The organism is Mesorhizobium sp. URHB0026, from assembly GCF_054059755.1.
This window is the reverse complement of the sequence record NZ_JBSSCN010000002.1, coordinates 473,155-493,010: the sequence shown is the minus strand read 5'-3', so window position 1 is coordinate 493,010 and position 19,856 is coordinate 473,155. Positions and strand designations below refer to the sequence as shown.

The 19,856-nt window shown below is 58.8% G+C and carries 19 protein-coding genes and 5 pseudogenes; 10 read left to right on the top strand and 14 right to left on the bottom strand.

The features are described from left to right. Positions 1–145: 145 nt before the first annotated feature. Together ACVWWD_RS30925 and ACVWWD_RS30920 are read left to right on the top strand one after the other, a co-directional pair. Positions 146–823 (top strand): AraC family transcriptional regulator, encoded by a 678-nt coding sequence (locus tag ACVWWD_RS30925; protein WP_352732644.1) that lies wholly within the window; start codon positions 146–148, stop codon positions 821–823. Between the two features lie 146 nt (positions 824–969). After that, the gene (locus tag ACVWWD_RS30920; protein WP_352548335.1) at positions 970–1,659 is read left to right on the top strand and encodes an alpha/beta hydrolase; all 690 of its coding nucleotides are present in this window, start codon (positions 970–972) and stop codon (positions 1,657–1,659) included. Positions 1,660–2,084: 425 nt separating this feature from the next. On the opposite strand, the gene ACVWWD_RS30915 is transcribed toward ACVWWD_RS30920, so the two are convergent. Further along, positions 2,085–2,930 (bottom strand): hypothetical protein, encoded by an 846-nt coding sequence (locus ACVWWD_RS30915; RefSeq protein WP_352548333.1) that lies wholly within the window; start codon positions 2,928–2,930, stop codon positions 2,085–2,087. A 679-nt stretch (positions 2,931–3,609) separates the two neighbouring features. Between ACVWWD_RS30915 and ACVWWD_RS30910 the strand changes: the two are divergent. Together ACVWWD_RS30910 and ACVWWD_RS30905 are read left to right on the top strand one after the other, a co-directional pair. After that, positions 3,610–3,993, top strand: a pseudogene (locus tag ACVWWD_RS30910) (adenylate/guanylate cyclase domain-containing protein); the annotation flags it as partial. After that, positions 3,992–4,225 (top strand): annotated as a pseudogene (locus ACVWWD_RS30905) (hypothetical protein); the annotation flags it as partial. The pseudogenes ACVWWD_RS30910 and ACVWWD_RS30905, both read left to right, overlap by 2 nt. Before the next feature lie 207 nt (positions 4,226–4,432). On the opposite strand, the gene ACVWWD_RS30900 reads toward ACVWWD_RS30905, so the two are convergent. The 6 genes and pseudogenes from ACVWWD_RS30900 to ACVWWD_RS30875 form a co-directional block, all read right to left on the bottom strand. Then, positions 4,433–4,678 (bottom strand): hypothetical protein, encoded by a 246-nt coding sequence (locus tag ACVWWD_RS30900; protein ID WP_198026192.1) that lies wholly within the window; start codon positions 4,676–4,678, stop codon positions 4,433–4,435. Positions 4,679–4,803: 125 nt separating this feature from the next. Further along, a complete protein-coding gene (locus ACVWWD_RS30895; RefSeq protein WP_352548329.1) occupies positions 4,804–5,259 on the bottom strand; it encodes a cold-shock protein in 456 nt (151 codons plus the stop codon). A 706-nt stretch (positions 5,260–5,965) separates the two neighbouring features. Beyond that, positions 5,966–6,271, bottom strand: coding sequence for a GlsB/YeaQ/YmgE family stress response membrane protein (locus tag ACVWWD_RS30890; RefSeq protein WP_352567234.1), 306 nt, complete (start codon positions 6,269–6,271; stop codon positions 5,966–5,968). 274 nt (positions 6,272–6,545) lie between these two features. After that, on the bottom strand, positions 6,546–7,367 hold the full coding sequence (locus ACVWWD_RS30885; RefSeq protein ID WP_435054088.1) for a PRC-barrel domain-containing protein: 822 nt from the start codon (positions 7,365–7,367) through the stop codon (positions 6,546–6,548). Positions 7,368–7,746: 379 nt separating this feature from the next. Then, positions 7,747–8,505 carry a sensor histidine kinase gene (locus ACVWWD_RS30880; protein WP_352567236.1) on the bottom strand — a complete coding sequence of 253 codons (759 nt, stop codon included), beginning with the start codon at positions 8,503–8,505 and terminating at the stop codon, positions 7,747–7,749. Between the two features lie 63 nt (positions 8,506–8,568). Further along, a pseudogene (locus ACVWWD_RS30875) lies at positions 8,569–8,913 on the bottom strand (response regulator); the annotation flags it as partial. Between the two features lie 636 nt (positions 8,914–9,549). Between ACVWWD_RS30875 and ACVWWD_RS30870 the strand changes: the two are divergent. Continuing rightward, positions 9,550–9,717, top strand: a pseudogene (locus ACVWWD_RS30870) (DUF1403 family protein); the annotation flags it as partial. A 15-nt stretch (positions 9,718–9,732) separates the two neighbouring features. Continuing rightward, positions 9,733–10,421, top strand: a pseudogene (gene scpB / locus ACVWWD_RS30865) (SMC-Scp complex subunit ScpB). Between the two features lie 53 nt (positions 10,422–10,474). Here scpB and ACVWWD_RS30860 read toward each other — a convergent pair. Continuing rightward, positions 10,475–10,729 (bottom strand): Fic family protein, encoded by a 255-nt coding sequence (locus ACVWWD_RS30860; protein ID WP_352548321.1) that lies wholly within the window; start codon positions 10,727–10,729, stop codon positions 10,475–10,477. Further along, on the bottom strand, positions 10,726–10,974 hold the full coding sequence (locus tag ACVWWD_RS30855) for a hypothetical protein (protein WP_352732647.1): 249 nt from the start codon (positions 10,972–10,974) through the stop codon (positions 10,726–10,728). The genes ACVWWD_RS30860 and ACVWWD_RS30855 overlap by 4 nt, the downstream gene beginning before the upstream one ends. A 690-nt stretch (positions 10,975–11,664) precedes the next feature. On the opposite strand from ACVWWD_RS30855, the gene ACVWWD_RS30850 reads away from it, so the two are divergent. The 3 genes from ACVWWD_RS30850 (at position 11,665) to ACVWWD_RS30840 (ending at position 13,493) form a co-directional block, all read left to right on the top strand. Then, the gene (locus tag ACVWWD_RS30850) at positions 11,665–12,408 is read left to right on the top strand and encodes a glycosyltransferase family 25 protein (protein WP_352548319.1); all 744 of its coding nucleotides are present in this window, start codon (positions 11,665–11,667) and stop codon (positions 12,406–12,408) included. Between the two features lie 280 nt (positions 12,409–12,688). After that, on the top strand, positions 12,689–13,039 hold the full coding sequence (locus tag ACVWWD_RS30845) for a hypothetical protein (protein ID WP_457103709.1): 351 nt from the start codon (positions 12,689–12,691) through the stop codon (positions 13,037–13,039). Next, positions 13,008–13,493: a hypothetical protein gene (locus ACVWWD_RS30840; RefSeq protein ID WP_457103708.1), complete on the top strand. Its 486-nt coding sequence runs from the start codon at positions 13,008–13,010 to the stop codon at positions 13,491–13,493. Before ACVWWD_RS30845 ends, ACVWWD_RS30840 begins: the two co-directional genes overlap by 32 nt. 56 nt (positions 13,494–13,549) lie before the next feature. On the opposite strand, the gene ACVWWD_RS30835 is transcribed toward ACVWWD_RS30840, so the two are convergent. Together ACVWWD_RS30835 and ACVWWD_RS30830 are read right to left on the bottom strand one after the other, a co-directional pair. Continuing rightward, positions 13,550–14,260 (bottom strand): class I SAM-dependent methyltransferase, encoded by a 711-nt coding sequence (locus tag ACVWWD_RS30835; RefSeq protein WP_352548315.1) that lies wholly within the window; start codon positions 14,258–14,260, stop codon positions 13,550–13,552. A gap of 224 nt (positions 14,261–14,484) precedes the next feature. Beyond that, positions 14,485–15,219, bottom strand: coding sequence for a glycosyltransferase family 25 protein (locus ACVWWD_RS30830; RefSeq protein ID WP_352548312.1), 735 nt, complete (start codon positions 15,217–15,219; stop codon positions 14,485–14,487). Positions 15,220–16,716: 1,497 nt separating this feature from the next. Between ACVWWD_RS30830 and ACVWWD_RS30825 the strand changes: the two genes are divergently transcribed. Then, entirely contained in the window at positions 16,717–17,049 is a 333-nt protein-coding gene (locus ACVWWD_RS30825; protein WP_352548308.1) for a response regulator, read from the top strand. Positions 17,050–17,662: 613 nt separating this feature from the next. On the opposite strand, the gene ACVWWD_RS30820 is transcribed toward ACVWWD_RS30825, so the two are convergent. The 3 genes from ACVWWD_RS30820 to ACVWWD_RS30810 all read right to left on the bottom strand — a co-directional run bounded on the left by ACVWWD_RS30820 (position 17,663) and on the right by ACVWWD_RS30810 (position 19,831). Further along, positions 17,663–18,340 (bottom strand): recombinase family protein, encoded by a 678-nt coding sequence (locus tag ACVWWD_RS30820; RefSeq protein ID WP_352732651.1) that lies wholly within the window; start codon positions 18,338–18,340, stop codon positions 17,663–17,665. Between the two features lie 165 nt (positions 18,341–18,505). After that, a complete protein-coding gene (locus tag ACVWWD_RS30815) occupies positions 18,506–18,886 on the bottom strand; it encodes a hypothetical protein (protein WP_352732654.1) in 381 nt (126 codons plus the stop codon). Between the two features lie 12 nt (positions 18,887–18,898). Then, complete coding sequence (locus tag ACVWWD_RS30810; RefSeq protein WP_352732657.1) at positions 18,899–19,831, bottom strand: BKACE family enzyme; 933 nt, start codon at positions 19,829–19,831, stop codon at positions 18,899–18,901. Positions 19,832–19,856: the final 25 nt, after the last annotated feature.

The following is a 19,856-nucleotide window of genomic DNA, read 5'->3' as shown; positions in this document are numbered from 1 at the left end:
TCGAAACACCCAACATGCTGATCGAACACCGAACCTTGAACGCCAGTGTTCTTCCGGCCGTCAGTTGCACCTGTACCGCTATTTCGGTCACGCTTGCGGGCCGCTACCTGGTCCCCGGAAGGGGGACGGCGCGGCACGGAGCGCCGTGGCCGTTCAGCCTGGCTTCGCCAGCATTATGCCTCTGGGATTCGAGGAGGCCGAAGTCGAGATCGGCGCCCGGGTCGAAAACGTGCACATTTTTCTCGCGCCGTCCGTGACCGGACAAAGCGCGTTGCACGACTATGACGCCGATCCGGCGAAAACCGAAGTCGTCCGCTACAAGGGAATGTCGGACCCGTTGCTGAGAGAGATCGCGTCATCGCTGCTCGGCGTTGTCTCGCGACGGCCCGAGGTCAGCGACAAGCTCTTCGTCGAGGGCGCGAGCGCCATGCTCGCGGCGCATCTCGTCTCCAAGTATTCGAACATCGCGCAGCGTCGTGCGTCGCCTTCGCAGGCCCTTTCCTATGACAAGCTAAATCGGGTGCTCGATCTGATCGACCACCGGTGGGCGGAGGAGATCGGCTTGGATGAACTCGCCGCCGAAGCGTGCCTCAGCCCGTTTCATTTCGCTCGGCTCTTCCAGAAAGCCACCGGCATTTCGCCCCACCGATACGTCACGGAACGTCGCGTACGCGAAGCGAAGGCCAAACTCGGGGAGGGACGACTGTCGCTCGTCGAGATCGCGCTGGAGTCGGGCTTCGGATCGCAGGGCAACTTCAATCGAATCTTCCGGAAGCACACGGGCCTGACTCCCGGCCAGTTCCGTATCAAGCAGCGATCCTGAATCGGGCGCACAAGAGCAAGAACGGCCAATAGGTCCACAGGATCTGCGAATACGCCGGCCAGTCTGCCGTGCTTTCTGAACCTCGCACCTGGTCCTGACGTCGTGATTGCGCGGGCCGCCCAGGGAGCTGATCTTTGGAGGTTCTGATGTCCACCAAGCCGACTATTGTCTTTTGCCACGGTATCTGGGCCGATGGCTCTTGCTTCAACAAGGTGATCCCCGCGTTGCAGGCCAATAGGCACGAGGTCGTCTCTGTCCAATATGGCCTGGACTCCTTCGAGGAGGACGTGGCGACAGTGAAGCGGACGCTGAACCGCGTCGGCAGCCACGTTCTTCTCGTCGGCCACTCCTACGGTGGTGCTACGATCACGGCGGCAGGCGTCGATCCGCGCGTGGTGGGCCTCGTCTACATCGCGGCGGTCGCTCCTGACGCCGGCGAGACCGTGCAGAACCAGCTCGACAAATATCCGTCGGACATTTTTACGCGCGTAGAAGTCGCTGACGGGCGCGCCTGGATGCTGCCGAATGGCACCGAGTTCTTTGCGGGAGACCTTCCCGAGGCCGAGCAGAAGCTCGTCTGGGCCACCCACTACGCGCCGGTGTTCGATCTGTTCCACCAGCAGAAGCTCGGAGCGAACGACATCGCCTGGAGGTCCAAGCCGAGCTGGTACGTGTTGGCCCGGAAGGACCACACCGTGCATCCCGATCTCCAGCGCTGGGTGTCAAAGCGAATGGGGGCAACGGTCACCGAATTGGAGAGCAGCCACGTCCCGATGCTATCCCAGCCCGACGCGGTAATCGAGGTCATCGGCAAGGCCGCGACAGCCGTCGGCTGAACAGAGGATTGTCCACAGCCGCACGCATCGGGGGGGGATGGCCGTCGCGAAACGGATTATCCCCCTCCGCCCCTACAGGAACTGCCGGCCCGTTTTTCACCCGAACCCAACTTCGTAAGGTCGATGGCGGTCGTGGCGGCACGGCTCGGCGCCTGTCAGACTGTCTCACATCGCCCGACATCGATGCCCGACTGACAGCCACAGGAGTCGAGCGCAGCTGACGGCAGTTATGAGCCCCATGGCCTCACGAGCCCTAATCCAGCGCCTAGTCGTTGCCGCCCAAGGCGGCCGGTCCGCAACGCGCCTGATGTTCATGTGAAAACAGGGAACGTTGCGGTTCGGTCAAAGCAGATAGCGCGGGATCGTCTGAGACCAGCTTCGCGAGAAGATGCGACGCCGCTGACGCGATGGAGCGCAGGGCGTGTTCAGTTGGTGCTGGTTTTGGCTGTAAACCCGCACTGCTTCTGTTCCATATCGATCTGCTTGGTGATGCGGATGGCGTTCTGTGCGTACGCCTCCGTCACGGAGCCGCTATTCACAGTCTTGTCCTTGAGCGGACTGACGCCTGCGCAGAGGTGGAAAACATGCGGCTCGGAGGACTTCGCGGCTCCGTTTTCGGGCGCGATCCAGTAGACGACATCCTGTCCAGTGGGGTGGCTCGGGTCCTGAGTCGCCGCTGTTACCGCGGCGCTGTCCGTGGCGATCGCCTGCGCCTGGGCGGCGACGTCAGGCGAACACGCGGTGGTGGGCTGCCCCGATTTGATCTGGGCCGCGCATGCGTTCATATCCTGGGTGTACTGTTCGACCGATGGGGGTTTGAAACTGATCCCCATGACCGTGGCGAGCACGGCCAGCGCGGCGCCGAGGCCGCCGGCAACCTTCTTGGTCTGCGGATCCATGTTTTTGTCGGTGAGGATCAGGAAAACCAGCGGGAGGAAGGCAATCAGCGTGATGATGGCGCCAAGCTGGTTCTGGAAGAAGAAACTCGCCCTATCGGATGCACGGGCGGGATCGTGCCTGTTGGCCGCTTTCCACAACAAGTTGCCGGCGATTGCGAAAATCGCGATGCCGACCAGAAGGCCGATGATCAGCGGCAGGTGTCCCTGGTCGAACTTGTTCTGGCGAAGGAGAATAATACCGTAGATCTCACCGCCAATGGCCACTATCCACGCCAGTGCGGCGAAAAGGCGAAGACGCGTGGCGGAAGACTTCTGGCCCTGCGTTGCTTGCCAATCCTTAGTAACGTCGGCTCTCGGCTTGTTGTCGCTCATGACCATCCCCTATGATATCGACACTTTTGCTGCGCAACATTGAATTTGAAAACCAACCTGCCCGGCGCTGCGTCATTGAACAATCGTCTTCGTCACCTGACTCGCCGCTGCGGCGAACATGCAAGCCCACGGCAGGCCGCATTGCCATCCTTATTGCGCATGAGTGAGGGCGTCCATACCCAACGACGCGAACGCCAATGTGGCGAGCCTTGTTCTTCTTCATATCAGGGTCGAATTTTGACGCTGGCTTCCTCGTTTCTCGCGCGATCCGGCAGAGGCCGCACAGTCGAAAGCAACGTTGGCAGACCTCAACTGGGGCCAGATCGACGGCCCGAGGAGCCAAGAGCGGACGGTCCGCCCCTGGCACGGTGAAGGCTCGCTCAGGCCGATTGACCGATTAGTCAGCCACAATGTCAGCATGAATAACCCGCCCGCTACCGGACGTCTCCGACGCAAATCTGAAATGCGGCGGGGCAATCTGGCCGGGAGCTTTGCGCCGCATATTCGCAGTCCGTCGATCCCTCGCCAATCCTGGAAGCTGTGTCGGCTTGCCGTGATTTTGGTAGATCTCACGTCCTCACCGGCTGATGGGCACGTGAAGTCGGCGTCCCCAATGCGCTTTTCCCAAGCTTGTGCTACTGATCAGTCGCGCAAAGCGATGCTATCCAATGGGGCAGTCATGGACCGAAAGCTAGCTGCCATTCTCGCTGCGGACGTCGTCGGTTATTCCGCTCTGATGGAGCAGGACGAACAGGGCACGTTCGAGCGTCTCAAGGCCGGCCGAAGGGAACTAATCGCACCCGAAATTGCCCGCCATCATGGCCGTGTCTTCAAGTTCCTGGGTGACGGGCTGCTGGCTGAGTTCTCCAGCGTCGTAGACGTGGTCGAATGCGACGTGGCCCTGCAAAGAGGCCTCGCAGAGCGCAATGCGGCCGCTCCCGAGGATCAGCGGTTCCAGGTGCGCATCGGTGTCAATCTTGGCGAGGTGATCGTCGAGGGCGACGACTGCTGTGGCGAAGGGGTCAACATAGCCGCGCGCCTGGAGCAGATCGCGGAGCCTGGTCATCGCGTTGGCCTACTATCTCATCAGTCTTGACGGCATCCTGGCCTTCTGGCTTGCCTATATCCTGACGCGGCCGCTCGGCGCCTCATTCGGCGACCTGCTGTCGCAGCCGGTCGAATATGGCGGGCTGGGCTTCGGCACCACCTTCACCAGCCTGATCTTTCTCGGCTCCGGCCGTGGGTCATCGCCGTGCATGTCGATCGTGCAGCCTCGAACGGCTGACAACATCTGATTTTTCGGGCGCTTCGCCTTCTGGACCTCACAGGTACCGTTCACCGTCCGCCTTGTGCTCGAAACAGAACCAGTGCTGTTCTTTGACGCGACCGGGCAAAGCCAAAGCCGGCATGCCTTCCGCATCCATCAAAATCCCAGGCAGCCCGAGTACCCTGGCGCGCTCGGCGTAGCCAACATACGGTTCCAATTCCCAGTCGCGGGAATGTCAACCTGATCCTCGTTCGTTTTGCCAGGCTTTTTCGACACTATTCTGGTCTTCACCACCGTCCGGCCGGTTCAGGGTGACTGTGCAGCGAATAAGCATGTTCCAGTCGGGTCCGTGCTCCATGATCAGGTGCAGCTCGGAAATCTCTTCAAGGAAGTGTTCGATGCTGATCGGTCCATTCTCGTGTTGATATTCAAGCACGGCTTTCCACCGCTTATCGCCATGCAGCGCAACTACGTTTGTCATCGGCCACTCCACCGTCAGCTTCAGCGACACCGATCCTGTTCGGTCTCAATCACGTTACCGGTCCCCAGGGTACACCGCGCACTGTTTTGGGCGACATAGCGCTTGACCTTGGATACGGCGCCCACTCAGCAAAGCCGCATTGTTCGCGCCTCAAGCCCTTTATGACCCCGGCTGTAAGTGATGATCACTTTCTGGCCGACTTCGAGGCTGTCAACTCCGCTACGGGTTAGAGTAGTCGCATGAACAAACACGTCCTTCCCACCGGCATCTAACGCAATGAAGCCGAACCCCTTGTTTAGATCGTATCGCGTCACGACGCCGACGGCTTCCTGCCCCTCCTGTTCCTGCAAAGGAACTGAGGCTTCGGCGGGACGCTTTGCAACCTTCGAAGCAACGTCTTCGACGCTCACAGAGACTACTTCGACAACCTGAGCCCCCTTTTGGCCGTGTTCGGTTCGGACCTTCAGCCGTGCACCCTCGGGAAGGCTGTCATGCCCCGCAGCCTGCACCTTCGAGAGGTGAATGAAGGCATCAGAACCATCCCTGAGCTTCAAGAAGCCGAAACCCTTTTCGGCGTTCAACCAGAGTACCTCAGCATCATGTACGGAGGTCGTCGCTGACGAAGGCTGGGGTGGTGCTGGCCTGCGGTCGAAATAACTCGGTTCCGAACTCTCATGATGGTTATCGCCCTCGAAGCCCTGGCTCCGCGACTGACGGTGTTCCCGATATTTGCCCATTCCAGCACTGGCCCTAGAGGAGGAGGTTCCTTATCACCGGGAGTGATCAGGGAGCAACACCAATCCGGTGCCTTGGCATGGCGCGCTGAAGGATGGCCTCCTGGTAAGATCGTCTTGATTCCGGACAATGCGCGGTGGGCTGAAAGATCTGCCGAGTGCAGCCTGTTCTATGCTAGACCCTATGACCATGCCGCGAGAGCCGCGTCGTTGCGTGATCTGCTTTCCAACTAGCCGTCGAGATATTCATTGAGCGAGGCGGTCCGGGTTCACTTTCAACGTGACCACGAGGCCATCTGCCTCGCAATCATAGAAAATGGCCCCGCGCAAGTGCCCTGCGACGCTGCGCTCCAGCAGCTTGCTTCCGTGGCCCCGAGCGACCCTTGGTTCCTCGACACGCGGCCCGCCACTCTCCGTCCAGACCATCGTGACGGCCTCGTCTCGCGCGGACACGAGATGTCCAGCGTGTCGCCGAGAACTGCGGGGAAAACAAGCCAGATCGAGCGATGATCATCCAGATGGGCTCTTTCAACGCAGGTGGGTTCGACGAGTGCTACCGCCAACGGCCAAATCGACCTCTCCATCCTCCGCCGAAACGACCGCTTCCAGCAATCAACCTAATAATTAGGAGAAGTACAATTGCGCCGACGGTGGCATTGACGATTAAGCTGATCGTTCCGCTCCCGAGATGGACGCCTAAGCGGGGCAACAGCCAGTCTCCTATGAACGCGCCGATGATTCCGATTGCAATGTCCCCGATCACACCAAAGCCGGCCCCCCGCACGATCTTTCCGGCCAACCATCCGGCAATAAGGCCGACTACCAATATGACTATGATGCTCTCGTTCGTCAGATGCATGGCGGTTCTCCCAAGACCTCGTTTTCGGATTGCGATTGTTGTTTGAAACCAGCGACTAGTTGCATAGCCGGTCTTCTATTTCCTCGATGGTTCGACGCGACCTGGGCGGCGGTTACCTAAGCAATTTCACGGGCGATAGCATGATCACCAATTGCGGCCGCTTTCCGCTCCCGTTGCGGTCGTTCGGGTCGCAATCATGCCGAGACGCAATCTGATTCCAAAATTGGCAAATGTCTTCCCGGAGTGTCGCAACGATGTTGACAAGCGCTAACGGTCACTGAGCTTTGGTGGTGGGTTGCTGATCTAGGGGCGAGCCATATCGAACCGGGTCAGGGATCAGACTCCGGAAGATGGCATCGTTCTTCGCTCGCCATGCTTCATCCGCAAGCCAGCGATATTCCTGATCGGGCATCAACGGAACGGCTTTAACATCGGCGCTGGAGATGCGTAGGTAAAAGCTGTTTCGCTCCTGATTGACCTGCATATACCGAAGCGGCACGACGATGCTGTCTTTGCCGGCGATGAAAAAGCCCCCCGACGCAATGACCGCATAGTCCCATCGGTCCTTGGTTCCAATTACTACGTTGCGAACTTCGCCAACGATCTTGTCGTCCGAACTGCGAACTTCAGAGCCGACAGTCTCGTCTACACGCAGGCCAGGCCCAAGATCATCTATGTCGATGAGAGGAAGTTCGCCTGGAGCACCGCGATTGCCCTGAACCTTACCGCCTTGATGCTGCTGTGGTTCTTCGGCGGCTACCTGTTCATCGGCCAGGTCCTCGTCGTTGCCCCCAAGCTTGGCCATCGAGGGAGCGGCGATCAGTTGCCGGATATTGGCGAGCAGACGTTCGCAATCGTCTTGTAAGCCGTACGACCAAAGCAGGAACGCCGCATCCCTCAGAGTTCGCAGGTCCCGGACGAGATAGCGATTGTTCGGATTGCGTAATTCCGGGCTTTTGAGGACGGCTTCTTCGAGCTTCGCATCGGAAATGTTACAAACGGCGAACGCCGGCTGTACGCCAAGGCCCAGCAACAACGCCACGGGCGCGGCGATCCAGACCAATCTCATTGAAATTCCCCATGGCGGCTCTTTCATCTTGCTTCGTACGCCGAGCACGCCAATCGGCTGGAAACGTACGCCGCAAACATTATGCGCCAATCTGAACAACTGTTCAGGAAGCAATTGGTTCCGCTCGTGGCAAACTGTGTTGAGTGGGAATGAGGACTGCTACCTGTTAGGCCCGCTCCCCCGACCTGCGAGGCTCTTCTCACACGGATGAATTCTCATGAGGCTGAGACGGTCGAAGAGCAACACGACCGCGAAGCCATCCAGCAGAGAGAGGATTTGGCGACAAGGCATCTCTTGCGTTCGTCATGGCCGAAGAATCGAGACGCCATCGCAAGGTCAATCGATAATGCGCCGGCCTCGAAAGGGGCCGGTTCACCATTGAAGCACTTACAGGATCATAGGCGGCTTACACAGCCGCAATGACTGAACTAAGCGGCACGTCCAGGGTATAGACAAAACCAGACGGCTCATAAGTTAGATGAACCTGGCCATTCAATTGAAGGCCGAGAGATTCTATCAAGCGAGTTCCGAAGCTTCGTCGAGTTGGTGGCTCGACGGTAGGACCGCCTCGTTCTGTCCAGACAAGCCGTAGTCTGTGCGTCGTTTGATCGACTGACCATGCAACTTCCACCCGTCCCTCAGAGTTGGAAAGCGCTCCGAATTTGGTGGTGTTGGTGCACAGTTCATTGAAGGTCATTGCAAAGGCAATAACGGAACCGGAAGTAATTTGGATGTCGGGTCCGTTGAAGTGAAACCGCCTGCCGCCGTGGGTGTCATATGGATCAGTCGCACCGCTCAAGGTATGCGTGAGACTGGCATTTGCCCAGCTGACTTGCATAAGCAGATCGTGCGCGCGTCCCAACGCAATCAACCGACCCTCCATGGCCTTCTGTCCCTGTTCGGTGCTCGTCGCAGCCCGAAAGCTCTGCGATGCGATTGCGCTCACCATGGCAAGGGTATTCTTGACGCGATGATGCAGCTCTCCAAGGATAAGCTTCTGAAGCTTGTCGGCAGCCTCGCGCTCCTTGGCCTCAATGCCGGCCTGTGCAAGTAATGTCTCTGCGTCAATGCCGGCTTGTTCAAGCAACAGCCGAAGGCTGTCATTCTCCGCCGACAGGACGGCCTCATGCGTCGATGGATAAAACGCCTCATTCGCGGCCGCCATCGACGTGTTGGGCACAATTTTTAGTGCTCCCGCTCCGATCATAGCCTGCAACTGCGCGGTCATTTCCTCAACACCCACCGGCTTACCAAAGAAGCGGCTATCTGCTGGCCGTTCGGCTTCCGTCGGGTTGACTTGACCGGAAACCAGTATGATCTTGATCGCCGGCCAGCGGTCATGGACGGCGTGCGCGAGTTTCAGACCGTCCATACTGCCCGGCATCTGAATGTCCGTAAACAGCAACGAGATATCCGAGCGCGCTTCGAGTATGGAAAGTGCCTCGTCGGCATTGACAGCTTCGACGGCAGTGAACCCGGCATCTTCCACAATGTCGACCGCCCGCATGCGGAGCACCATCTCGTCTTCGACCACAAGAACGTTTGTTGGAGAGCCGGTTAGACTGGATGACATGCAGAGGCTCCAAAATTTGACGGAGCCAGAATGATTTTCCGCGCCAATTGCTCAGTGGCGCCGTGCTCGGCGTGGCCCATGCTCATTGCTGGCCAGCCGAGTGCCTGCGGACATAACAACCAGAACTGTAAAAAGTTCCTGCATACAAATTGTAATTGAACAACGAAATAGAATTGCGGCCGCCGCTTTCGAGCGGTGATAGCCGCTCTCGAAGATCCACACGACTCAACCCGTATGGGCCTACGATGGGCTCCCGTGACTCTTTGAGGAGCATCTCGCAAAATTCCACGACTCGCGGCCGCCTACGCGAAAATGATAAAATCCCCACCGTTCGGGCTTGCTGCTGACTGGGAGTTAGGAAAGCTAGAGCTTAGCCTTGCAACCAGCCCTGCTGCATCAGCCGGTCATGTGCAACCCGAATGTCCGTCGGCTTCATGATATCGCGTTTACGCTCATTCCAGTTGTGAACGCGTCTCGTAGTTTCACGGCCGAACGCAGATCGACTGCCCGCCCCAGGGTGCCCTTCGGCAATCGATCCCTCTCTGGCATTGGTCGTTGTCGGTCTCCTGATGCGACTGACGCATAGAAGATTTTGATCATGAATCATCCCACCCCGTTGGTTCGACCATAATCGATATGGCATTGAAATGCTGTAGTAATACCGACACAGTCGCGCCTCATCACCAAGATATCGCCAAAGGTCTTCCCCGGCTGCTGCTCAGTGAAGACGCCGTCTCCGGATCGCTGACGACCAAAGGCCTGTCGCGCTTTGCGACGCGACGCCTGTTCGAGCGGCTGCAGCAACTGGATGCCGTAGGGGTGAGCGAAGCGTCTGCCCGCCGGAAGCCAAACGTTCAGCCAGCCTTGCTGGACACCGAGCTCGAGCACCTGCCGCCAGAACTGCGCTGGCGCGAATGGATGGGTAGGGTCGAAGCGGTGATCTTTGCCGCCAGCGACCCGGTGCCGCGCGAGGTGTTGGCGCGGGTGGTGGGAAGGAACTGCAATTTATCGAGCTGATCATCGACGACATTCGCGCCGAGCTCGCCGGCCGCCCCTACGAGCTGGTCGCCGTCGCCGGTGGCTGGCAGCACCGGACCAAAAAGGTCTTTGGCGACGTCATCCACGCCGCCTTCGGCACAGCCGCGGGGCAGAGGACAAAAGAACTGTCGCAGTCGGAAACTCTTGTCCTGATGTGCATTGCCTATTTCCAGCCGATCACGCGCGCGGAACTGTCGGGCTTCTTCGGCAAGGAGGTGTCGCGCGACCTGATCGGCGTGCTGCGGGGGCAGGAGCTGATTGCCTCGGGGCCGCGCTCGCCGCAGCCGGGCGCGCCCTACACCTATGTGACGACCAAAAATTTCCTGTCGCAGTTCGGGCTGGACACGCTGCGTCAGCTGCCGGATTTCGAGGCGCTCGAGGACGCAGGGCTACTGTCGAAAGAAAAGCTGCTCGCGGGAGATGTTCCGACCGGATTGGTGAGCGGGGAGAGCGACGAGGATCGGCTTTAGCACGCGCGGGACGCCCGTCTTGAAAGGGACTCGAACGGCGCACACCTAAGATCTCAAAGGAGCAGACGACGAAGCTCCAGGACCAAGCTGGTGAGATCGCCCGCGTAGCTCGTAACCATCGCCGGCAAAAATGTTTCTCTTCTGACGCGACTAAAATCCATGGGATATCCCGCGCGCTCGCCGAGCATCGCCATGAATGAGAGTTGCGAACGCCCATTGCCTTCTCGGAAGGGATGGATCGCATTCAGTTCGCCCAGGAAATGGGGCGCCTCGGTCACGAAAGCCTCGGCGGTCTCTGCTCCGATCATCGACGAAGCGCATTGAAAAGCAGCTTCATCTCGCCATCGATATACTCCGGAAAGCAGAACGGATTGTCAGCCTTCGCAGTTCGCACCGTGCGGTACTTGCCAGCCCAACTGTAGACATCCTGGAACAAGTGGTAATGGACGCGGCGGTAGTGGCGGGTCATAACGACCGCCGGTAGCGGCTCGCTAGCGCGCAGCGTTGTCATTTCAAGCTCGAACGCTTCGAGCAATGCGGGATCGCGCAGCATCCGCGTCCGTCGTGTCGTTGGCGAAGCCAAAGAAACGAAGCCGAAGAGCGTCCGCGATTGTTTCGATGACAAATTTTGGCCCAACGGCAACTCATGGCACTTAGGGGTGTGTTTCGTGGGCCGATCTGAAGGCGTCATTTAATTAGCCACCATGTTAGCACGTGTCGCCCACCGGTTTTGAGTGCCGAACGTGGCGCACGATCGGTGGTCGGCTGAGATATTGTTGCCGAGCCGCAACACCCGATTGAAATTGCCTGAGAGTTGCAACGACCGATTTCCCATTTTAGCAGATGCTTGTACACCTAACGCTGAACGAGGGCTTGGCATGAGATCGGTTCTGCTCGCAACGATGGCACTCGTTGCCGCAACTGGCTGCGCGTTCGCTGCCGACGTCGTAACGGAAGAGCCACCTGCTTGGGCTCCGGTGCACGTGTTTAATTGGACCCATTAAAATGCTGTGGTTCGAGAGGCCGACCGTCGAACAGGGAAGCCAGCACGGGGTCTTCCAGAGTTCGGTCGCGGGGCGTCGCCCTCAACTGCAGCTAAAGCAGATCGATTGGTTCCTGGTGAAGCATTGGCGCCGCGTTTTGGCCATACCGCGAGGAGCAAGCAGCCCGCCAAACCTGGTCAGACGCTGCAGGCCGTTCAGGAGACGGCGGATATGCGGCCCGAGTCTTCGGAGGGGCAGCGATGAAATGCCTGGTCATCAACCTCGATAGCTCGAGGGACCGACTGGCGCATATGACAGAACAATTCGCCAGAATCGGCGTGGCCTTCGAGCGCGTTCCGGCGATAGAGAAGCCCGACGGAAGCCGGGTCACCCTGCAACGGCTTACAGGGGCCGAAATCTGCTGCTTCCACAGTCATCGCCACTGCTGGCAGATCATCGCGGACGGCACGGACCGGTATGGCGCGGTCTTCGAGGACGACATCATTTTCAGCAGCGATGCCGGGCCGCTTCTGGCGGATGACGGCTGGGTGCCTCGCGACGCCGATCTGGTGAAGCTCGAAACATATTTCGTGCCGGTGCGGCTGGGGCGCAAGCGAACGCCGATCGGCAATGGATATTCGGTGGTTCGACTGGTCGGGCAGCACGTCGGGGCGGCTGGCTATGTCATCTCCAAGGAGGCGGCTCGCACGCTTCTTAAGCGGACGAAGCGCATCAGGGGAGCGGTCGACGACGCACTGTTCTCACCGACTTTGATGACATGCGCGCGCAACACAATCTACCAGTTGATGTCAGCGCCCTGCGCACAGGCGAAGTTCCTTGGCGGTGACAGCCCCGAGACCTTGATACAGTTCGACGTTCCTGAACGGCAATGGCAATTGCTCGAAAAGGTTCGTACCGAGGCATCGCGAGCCTATGCGCATCTGCGCAACCGAACCTTCTTCGGGACGGACAAGGTCGATGCTGTGGCGTTTCGCGGAGAATAGCCGGGGCGGGCGACCACATCCGACCGCTCGCCAGGCACGACGATAAGCAGACAGGCAACCTTGCCGTCAGCCTGATTGAGCAGCGCGGGATCATCAGTCTATCGAGACGCCAGGGGATTACCCCGGCCGCGCTTGCACGCCTGGTCGACCGGGGTGTCCTCCATCGCCCCCTCACGAGGGCTCGTGAGGGGGAACGGCAGGCCCCGGTACAAAAGTCGCTGACATGCAAGCTGGCCTAATGATAATGTGCCTTTAAGTGAGTGCAGGGCTGGCGGTGCGAATGAGCACTATCAATGGTGGCACGGGACTCTTCATCGGGTCTCCCGGTAAGATTGGGCCGAAGCGCTCAATTCGAACCATGTATTGGGCCAACAACATCGCGCCGTCACTGCCTAAACTTCAAGCGCAGGTCCTCATTTCGCTCGGGCTCACTATCCAGCAAGACATCGCCACCGGCACTCGACATGGCGACTGGCTCCAGCACACGATGGAGCATCTTCCCCAAGACGAAAGCGTCCTGTTTCTGGACGTAGATGCCTTCCCCCTGTCCGGCGACATCGTGGAGCGCGCATTTCGTGCCGCCGAATGGGGTGGCATCTTTGGGGGTCGCACAGGCCGCAAACCATCTTGATCCAACATTCATCTATGCAGGCCCTATGTTCCTTTGCCTGTCCAAGCGGACCTGGAATACACTTGGACGCCCATCACTCAGGGCCGACGACGAATTCGACGTGGCGGGCCGCCTTACGGCAGCTGCCAGAGACAAGGATGTCAAAATCGATCTGATTTTTCCAAATTTTGTTGCCAAGCCAAAGTGGGCCATGCCGAATGGCAATTGCCTTGGGATAGCGACTTTCTATGAAGGTTCAGTCTTCCATCTGTTTGAAAGCCGCGCCCTACCGAACGCGCAGGCAATATTTGCCATGGTCGCGGAGGCCGTCATTCGTCGGGAGCCAATAGACTTCATCAAGCTCCACTGGCGTCTGAACTCTGTGGGCAACCAACTTGCCGATCTTGCCTATGCCAAATGGACAAGGACAAAACGCAAGATTGCTCGGCGGGCCAAGTGGTTGGCCCGCGCATAAAGCGACTCAGCGGGTGCACCTCGGCGTAACACAGTCATCCTTTCCCTGCGTGATGTTCAACCAACGCGCCTAAGACGGAGAGACCTCAGGGCCATCTCTGCCATATATGAGCGCATGCCAGTCTTCCGAGACCCGTCGGAAACCTTGCGTGCGATCAACTGATAATTTCGATGCAGGATTTCAATCTGACCACGTCTTGATGCCACGAATAGATTGATGGCCTCTTCAGGTCGCCGCTCAATAGTGTCCGAACGCCCCCCTTCGTAATCGTCCCAAATAGCGATCCCGCCATCCTTTAGAAGAGGCCACGCAAGCAGAGAGTCCACGTGCACCGTATCGCGATCATGGCCACCGTCGATGTAGATCAGGTCGAACTGAGCCCCTTCTTCTCCCAGGCCTGCTAGCGCCTTTGTCGAAGTCGAAGTCAGCTTTCGGACGCGACCGGGATACAATGACAAGTTGGCCTCGAAACGTCGTTCGATCACCGGTAAGTCGGCGGCGTTGTGGCCGTAGTCATCCTGGCCGCCATCAAACGTATCGATGCAGGTGATCGAGGAATCCAAGAAATATTCGAGGAAGAAAATTGCCGACCTCCCTTCCCAAGACCCAATTTCTAGGATGTTGAGCGGATTTCCCAACCCTCTCAAATCAGCGAGGGAGGCGTTCCAAACAGGAAAATTCCCGGAGGCCCAATTCGAGGAGAATTCCTTGCCCGAATACCATGCGGTCCAAGTTGCCGACATGGGGTGCTGCGATTTCCGCGGCATGAGCTTTGTCCGAAGTCGTCTGAATAGTCCCACTGCTCAATCCTCAAGCCGGTAAAGCGGGCAACCTAATCTGCCGATGCAGCGGCTGACCGATGCCCAGATGACTGCCGCCTACAACATGTTGATCGGCAACGCGACCGATTTCGGCAAGTGTTTCGCACCGGACAAGCTGCGATGATCCAGATCAGTCGCAGTGGTGAAAGCGCTGGGGCTCGATCCTGCGGCTATTCTGTCGCCCGGTGCGGGATGACGATTTTCTCGGTGCCGTACAAGATACCGTTTCGGAAAAGCAAAATCGTGCGGGCCGCGTGCTTGTGAATTTTTTCGCGCACGGTGTCTCTCTTGGGTGCCAAGTTCCGTTGCTGGATGAGGGAGTCGGCGTTGTCATCCCTCGAAATCCATTGGGACTGAATGCAGAGAGCCGGCACCATCTGGTACACGGTCAGACGCACGCAGGTCAAAGTCGTCGGGTCGAACAGTGCATTGTCGACCGGACTTCTGAGGTACTTGGTGAGCCTGAGAAGCTTTTTCGCGGCTGACTTGGAAAGAATGTAACCGGCGGACCCGTAGTGGCGTCCGAACAGACGAGTAACGGAGTATTCGTGCGCGACTTGATGCCGCTGTCGATCAATCCTGACCGGGTCTAGGAATGTCTCCAGTTTGACCAAATCGGCATCTTTCGGCACCCAGGAAGTGTTTCCCAAGAGCGAACTGGCATCGTGCCCGAAAACGACGTCATCCTCGAAAATTGCTCCATGTGGTTCGCTGCCATCGGCAATCATCTGCCAACATAGTTGGTGACTGCGAAAACAGGCTGTCTCTGGCCCGGTTAGCCTTGGGGCTTTGGATACACCGGCGGCGTCGACAGCCGCGATACGTTCAAAGGCAACATCAATCCTGGCAAACTCGGAGGTCATGTGCGCCAGCCGGTCCTTTGACCGGTCAAGATTGATCACCATGCATCTCATCCGAGCGGCGTTCTCCCCTCACTAACGACGAGTTGTCTCGTCAGGACGTAGCCGAATGGGACGACCTGTTCGTCCTACTCCGTTCCACCATATGCCCCCCGCCTGGTTCATACCAAGCGCAAACCGCTGTGGCAGCAATAGGTGCTGCAACCGGCTTAATCCACAACATCTCCCGAGCCTGTTGCGGGTGGCGACCTACTGCCGAACGTAACAGCGCTTTCTAACATCGGGAGCAGGGTCGTCACCGAACGTGTCGTTGTCGCATTGGACGCCGTCCCGGAACACGCCCACGGTGTACTGGCCACGCGCACCGTACCTGACTGTCCTGCGGCCATAGAAATCGCAATAGTCGGTCTCGTTGGCGCAGACGACCCATCCTGCGCGGCGCGGTTCGTAGGCGTCGCCGTAGCCGCCGCGAATCACAATATAGCAGGCCTTGTGAAGCCCAGTGCGGGATCACCGAAAACGCGATTCGAGCATGACACGACCGGGCCGTCGAACGAGCGGGAAGTTGTGTAGCCTGCCGCGCCGTAAACGACTTCCGCGGGGTAAGGCAGGCGGCACGTGCCACCTTCATCCGCGCACCGCCGTAGTTGCTCGGCCGAAGCGGTGGTAGGGATGAGGGCGGAAGCGGCAGCCACCAGACCGCCCAGGCATATGGATGTAAACATCATGCGCATCGGGAAGTTTGGGACTGTTGACACGAGATTCCTCCATTCAGTTTTTCGAGCAGCATTTTAGCGCGGCATTCTTGAATACGCGATGAACAGAGTCTTTCATGCGGCAGCCGGCGTAGGCGAAGCTAGCTCGATTTGCAATGACGCTAGCAGGCATAACAATATAGGTGGCAAGCCCTGCCTCGCTCCGGAACTACTTTCTAGCGCAGGTGGCAATTAATTCACGTGACGATCCAGGTCGTCGGTCTGCCGGACAAGGCGGTGGCCGAGCCGATGATCAGCGGCAGGTGTCCCTGGTCGGACTTGTTCTCGCGAAGGAGAATAATACCGTAGATCTCACCGCCAATGGCCAGTATCCACGCCAGTGCGGCGAAGAGGCGAAGACGCGTGGCGGAAGACTTCTGGCCCTGCGTCGCTTGCCAAATCCTTAGTAACGTCGGCTCTCGGCTTGTTGTCGCTCATGACCATCCCCTATGATATCGATACTTTTACTGCGCAACGTTGAATTTGAAAACCAACCTGCCCGGCGCTGCGTCATTGAACAATCGTCTTCGTCACCTGACTCGCCGCTGCGGCGAACAGAAGCTGCCCGAGGCGGAAGCCAAGAACGTGGCTGGAACATATTGGGTAGGCCAGGGTTCGGGAACTGGCCGCACGCTTCCCCTGCGGTCTTCCCAAGTGACCCTGCCCGCTGCCGAGAGGTGGCGGGCTTTTTTGCGATGCGCCCTGGAACAGGCCGATCGAATGCAAGTTCGGGCGAACGCAGCGCACTCCGACGTCCCTTCGCGCTGCAATGGAGCGGTTCTGGTCGTTGAAGACGAGCCGCTTTTTGCTCGACCTCGAAACTGGACTTGAAGAAGCGGGCTTCCATGTGGTCGGGGTCGACAGGGCCGCGAAAGCTCTTTCAACCTTCGATGCAGATCCTGGGTCTTTCAAGGCGCTGATCTCGGATATCCGGCTAGGTGACGACAAATCCGGTTGGGAAGTCGCACGGCATGTGCGGCAAGCTAATGCGACTATGCCTGTGATCTACATCAGCGGAGACAGCGCCATCCACTGGGGCGCTGAGGGCGTTCCTGATAGCATCATGATCACGAAGCCTTCGCGCTGCCCCAGATCATTACAGCCCTGTCGATGCTGCTAAACCAGCAACATCCGACGCCGCCAAGCGAACAGGGCGCTTAGGAGCTACTTTCCACGCGACATCTGAGCCTCATCTCGCGTATGTGCGCTGGCGTGAAAAGGTTCTTCCCGATAGTTGGGCGCCCGCTGCCTGGTCGGATTTCGGGGCGGTAGCGGGCCGAAAGGTGGCCGGCACCAGTTGGGTTGGGTGGGCTTGGGATGATGCCGGCCGAGCGAACGATCAGGTCCGCCGCGCAACCAACATTACCGACTTCACAAAATGCGGTTATGGCGTGATCGCGGAAGGCTGCGACGTATTTGGTGGTAAATCGGAGAACTCTGAAGGTCACGGGCTGCGTGCGTGAACAGCAGCACCACAAACAGAATAACCACTGCAGATGCAAATCCGGTGACGGGAGCCATACAAACGAACGTTGCCGGCATCTGGAAGTTCCCCGCCTTCATCATGGCGATTGATTAGTCGGGATTGCCCATGACCAGCGTGACGTCACCGAGCACCTCCATGCGCCGGGCGAGGCCAAGTCTCTCTTCTTAAGTCTCTAGGTTTCATTTTTAGGCTTTTGACACAGGCGCACGGGTCAAATTTCCCGCCTATTAAAGACGACCCAGCGTTGTTATGCAGCCTCTGTCGACCGCGCCAGCAAATTGCGAATTTGGAGACTTGCCACTGCCCGTTGCGGGCGGTGCGCACGCCCCGGTTGTTCAACGCGATTGCCAAGCCACGCAGCTGGTGATGCCGGATCGCTGGATTGACACGATGATCGGCAGAACGCCTTGGGCAAACCGATCGGCTTCCTGCACCGAGATCTGACGCCCCTTCGCGGCTGCCTCGGCGGTGTTTGTCGGATTGCCAGTTTGATGCCGGTAGTCTTGCGGGAGGCGAGGGCGGCCTTTGTGCGTTCCGAGATTAGTCTGCGCTCTTTCTCGGCGAGTGCGGTATAGAGGTGCAGCATGAATGGATCGGCATCAGCGCCGAGCTCAGCCACGATGAAGGGCACCCGCTGAACCATTAGGCCGGCGATAAAGGCTACGTCGCGCGACAATCGATCGAGCTTGGCAACAATCACCGGGCATTTGGCCTGACGGGCAAGCGCAAGTGCGGCTGCCAGTTGCGGCCGGCGATCCAGAGCATCCGAGCCCTTGCCGGTTTCGACTTCCGTGAACTCCTGGATGATGCCAATCCCCTCGGCCTCGGCGAAGTGGGCAACAGCAGCACGTTGCGCCTCGATGCCAAGACCTGATCGACCCTGTCTTTGTGTTGAGACCCGATAGTAGGCGACGGCGCTCGACATGGCTCAAATCCCTTGGGTGTGCAAACTGCAAACCACCGTTTGCACTGTGCTCACAAGCAGGGAACAGGCAAGTCGAGTTGTGAAAAGTTGAACAATCGGAGCGACTTGAGGGAAGGGACGCTGGGTCTTGGCTGCGGCGGATGGTTCGGGGATCGTCGGTGTGTGCTACAGCACTCCGCTGTCCTGCGCCGAGATGATCACCCTGATTGGCAAAGCGGCATGGCCGACATGTTCCTGTACCTGAACTTCTTTCCAGCGGGCCCGCGTCTTCAGCCAGAAGATTGCCGCAACCACGGACTCGCGACCTTCACCGGTTGCTTTGCGGAAGAGGCTCTCTGCCACCTTGGCGTTGGCTTTGATCGGGCTGCTATCCAGCTCGGGTCCGTAAATGGCGCGCAGTTCCTCCTCCGGGATGTCGAGGACGCAGGCGATGTCGGCGGGCGAGATGCCGTATCCCGCACCCGACGCGATGTCGACCGACACGCCGTGGATAACCTTGGCCTTGCCATAAGCTTTCTCGACACCTGATATGGTGAGCGCACTCATTGATGTTGTTCCTTAAAAAGAGACCCTTTCGCCGCCCTTGAGCTGCAGGATCTGCCGCGCCTCATCAGGGGTGGCCACCGAGGCGCCAAACCCCTCGATGATCTGGCGCACCTTGAGCACCTGCTCGGCGTTGGATTTCGCCAGCTGGCCCTTGCCGATCCACAGCGAGTCCTCCAGCCCCACGCGCACATTGCCGCCGAGCGCAATCGCCTGGGTGGCTATCGGCAATTGGCTGCGGCCGGCGCCCAGCACCGACCAGTGGTAGTCGTTTCCGAATAGGCGATCGGCGGTGCGCTTCATATGCGCGACATCTTCGGGATGGGTGCCGATGCCGCCCAGAATGCCGAACACGCTCTGGACGAAGAACGGCGCCTTGACCAGGCCGCGCTCGACGAAGTGGGCGAGCGTATAGAGATGGCCGATGTCGTAACACTCGATCTCGAAACGCGTGCCGTTTTCCGCGCAGGTGCGCAGGATATGCTCGATGTCGCCAAAGGTGTTGCGGAAGATGCGGTCGCGGGAGCCTTCGAGATAAGTGCTCTCCCAATCATGCTCGAAGGTCTTGAAGCGCTCCAGCATTGGATAGAGGCCGAAATTCATCGAGCCCATATTCAGCGAAGCGACTTCCGGCGCGAAGGTCTCGGCCGGCTTGACCCGCTCCTCGACGCTCATCGTCGCGGCGCCGCCCGTGGTGATGTTGATGACGCAGTTGGAGCGCTGCTTGATCACGTTCAGGAAGGGCGCAAAGGCTTCGGTCGACTGGTCGGGCCGGCCGTCGGCGGGATTGCGCGCATGCAGATGGACGATGGCTGCCCCAGCCTCGGCCGCTCCGATAGCGGCGTCGGCGATCTCTTGCGCGCTCACCGGCAGATGCGGCGACATTGACGGCGTATGGATCGAGCCTGTGACCGCGCAAGTGATGATGATCTTGTTCTGGTTCGCCACGTGAAAATATCCTCGTCCTTTGATC

What these genes read in the sequence shown, in the direction of transcription:
- ACVWWD_RS30920 (WP_352548335.1), top strand. Translation starts at nt 970, where the DNA reads ATGTCCACCAAGCCGACTATTGTCTTTTGCCACGGTATCTGGGCCGAT.
- ACVWWD_RS30915 (WP_352548333.1), bottom strand. Translation starts at nt 2,930, where the DNA reads ATGAGCGACAACAAGCCGAGAGCCGACGTTACTAAGGATTGGCAAGCA.
- ACVWWD_RS30900 (WP_198026192.1), bottom strand. Translation starts at nt 4,678, where the DNA reads ATGACAAACGTAGTTGCGCTGCATGGCGATAAGCGGTGGAAAGCCGTG.
- ACVWWD_RS30890 (WP_352567234.1), bottom strand. Translation starts at nt 6,271, where the DNA reads ATGCATCTGACGAACGAGAGCATCATAGTCATATTGGTAGTCGGCCTT.
- ACVWWD_RS30885 (WP_435054088.1), bottom strand. Translation starts at nt 7,367, where the DNA reads ATGAAAGAGCCGCCATGGGGAATTTCAATGAGATTGGTCTGGATCGCC.
- ACVWWD_RS30880 (WP_352567236.1), bottom strand. Translation starts at nt 8,505, where the DNA reads ATGGCGGCCGCGAATGAGGCGTTTTATCCATCGACGCATGAGGCCGTC.
- ACVWWD_RS30860 (WP_352548321.1), bottom strand. Translation starts at nt 10,729, where the DNA reads ATGATCGGAGCAGAGACCGCCGAGGCTTTCGTGACCGAGGCGCCCCAT.
- ACVWWD_RS30855 (WP_352732647.1), bottom strand. Translation starts at nt 10,974, where the DNA reads ATGCTGCGCGATCCCGCATTGCTCGAAGCGTTCGAGCTTGAAATGACA.
- ACVWWD_RS30850 (WP_352548319.1), top strand. Translation starts at nt 11,665, where the DNA reads ATGAAATGCCTGGTCATCAACCTCGATAGCTCGAGGGACCGACTGGCG.
- ACVWWD_RS30845 (WP_457103709.1), top strand. Translation starts at nt 12,689, where the DNA reads ATGAGCACTATCAATGGTGGCACGGGACTCTTCATCGGGTCTCCCGGT.
- ACVWWD_RS30835 (WP_352548315.1), bottom strand. Translation starts at nt 14,260, where the DNA reads ATGCCGCGGAAATCGCAGCACCCCATGTCGGCAACTTGGACCGCATGG.
- ACVWWD_RS30830 (WP_352548312.1), bottom strand. Translation starts at nt 15,219, where the DNA reads ATGGTGATCAATCTTGACCGGTCAAAGGACCGGCTGGCGCACATGACC.
- ACVWWD_RS30820 (WP_352732651.1), bottom strand. Translation starts at nt 18,340, where the DNA reads ATGTCGAGCGCCGTCGCCTACTATCGGGTCTCAACACAAAGACAGGGT.
- ACVWWD_RS30815 (WP_352732654.1), bottom strand. Translation starts at nt 18,886, where the DNA reads ATGAGTGCGCTCACCATATCAGGTGTCGAGAAAGCTTATGGCAAGGCC.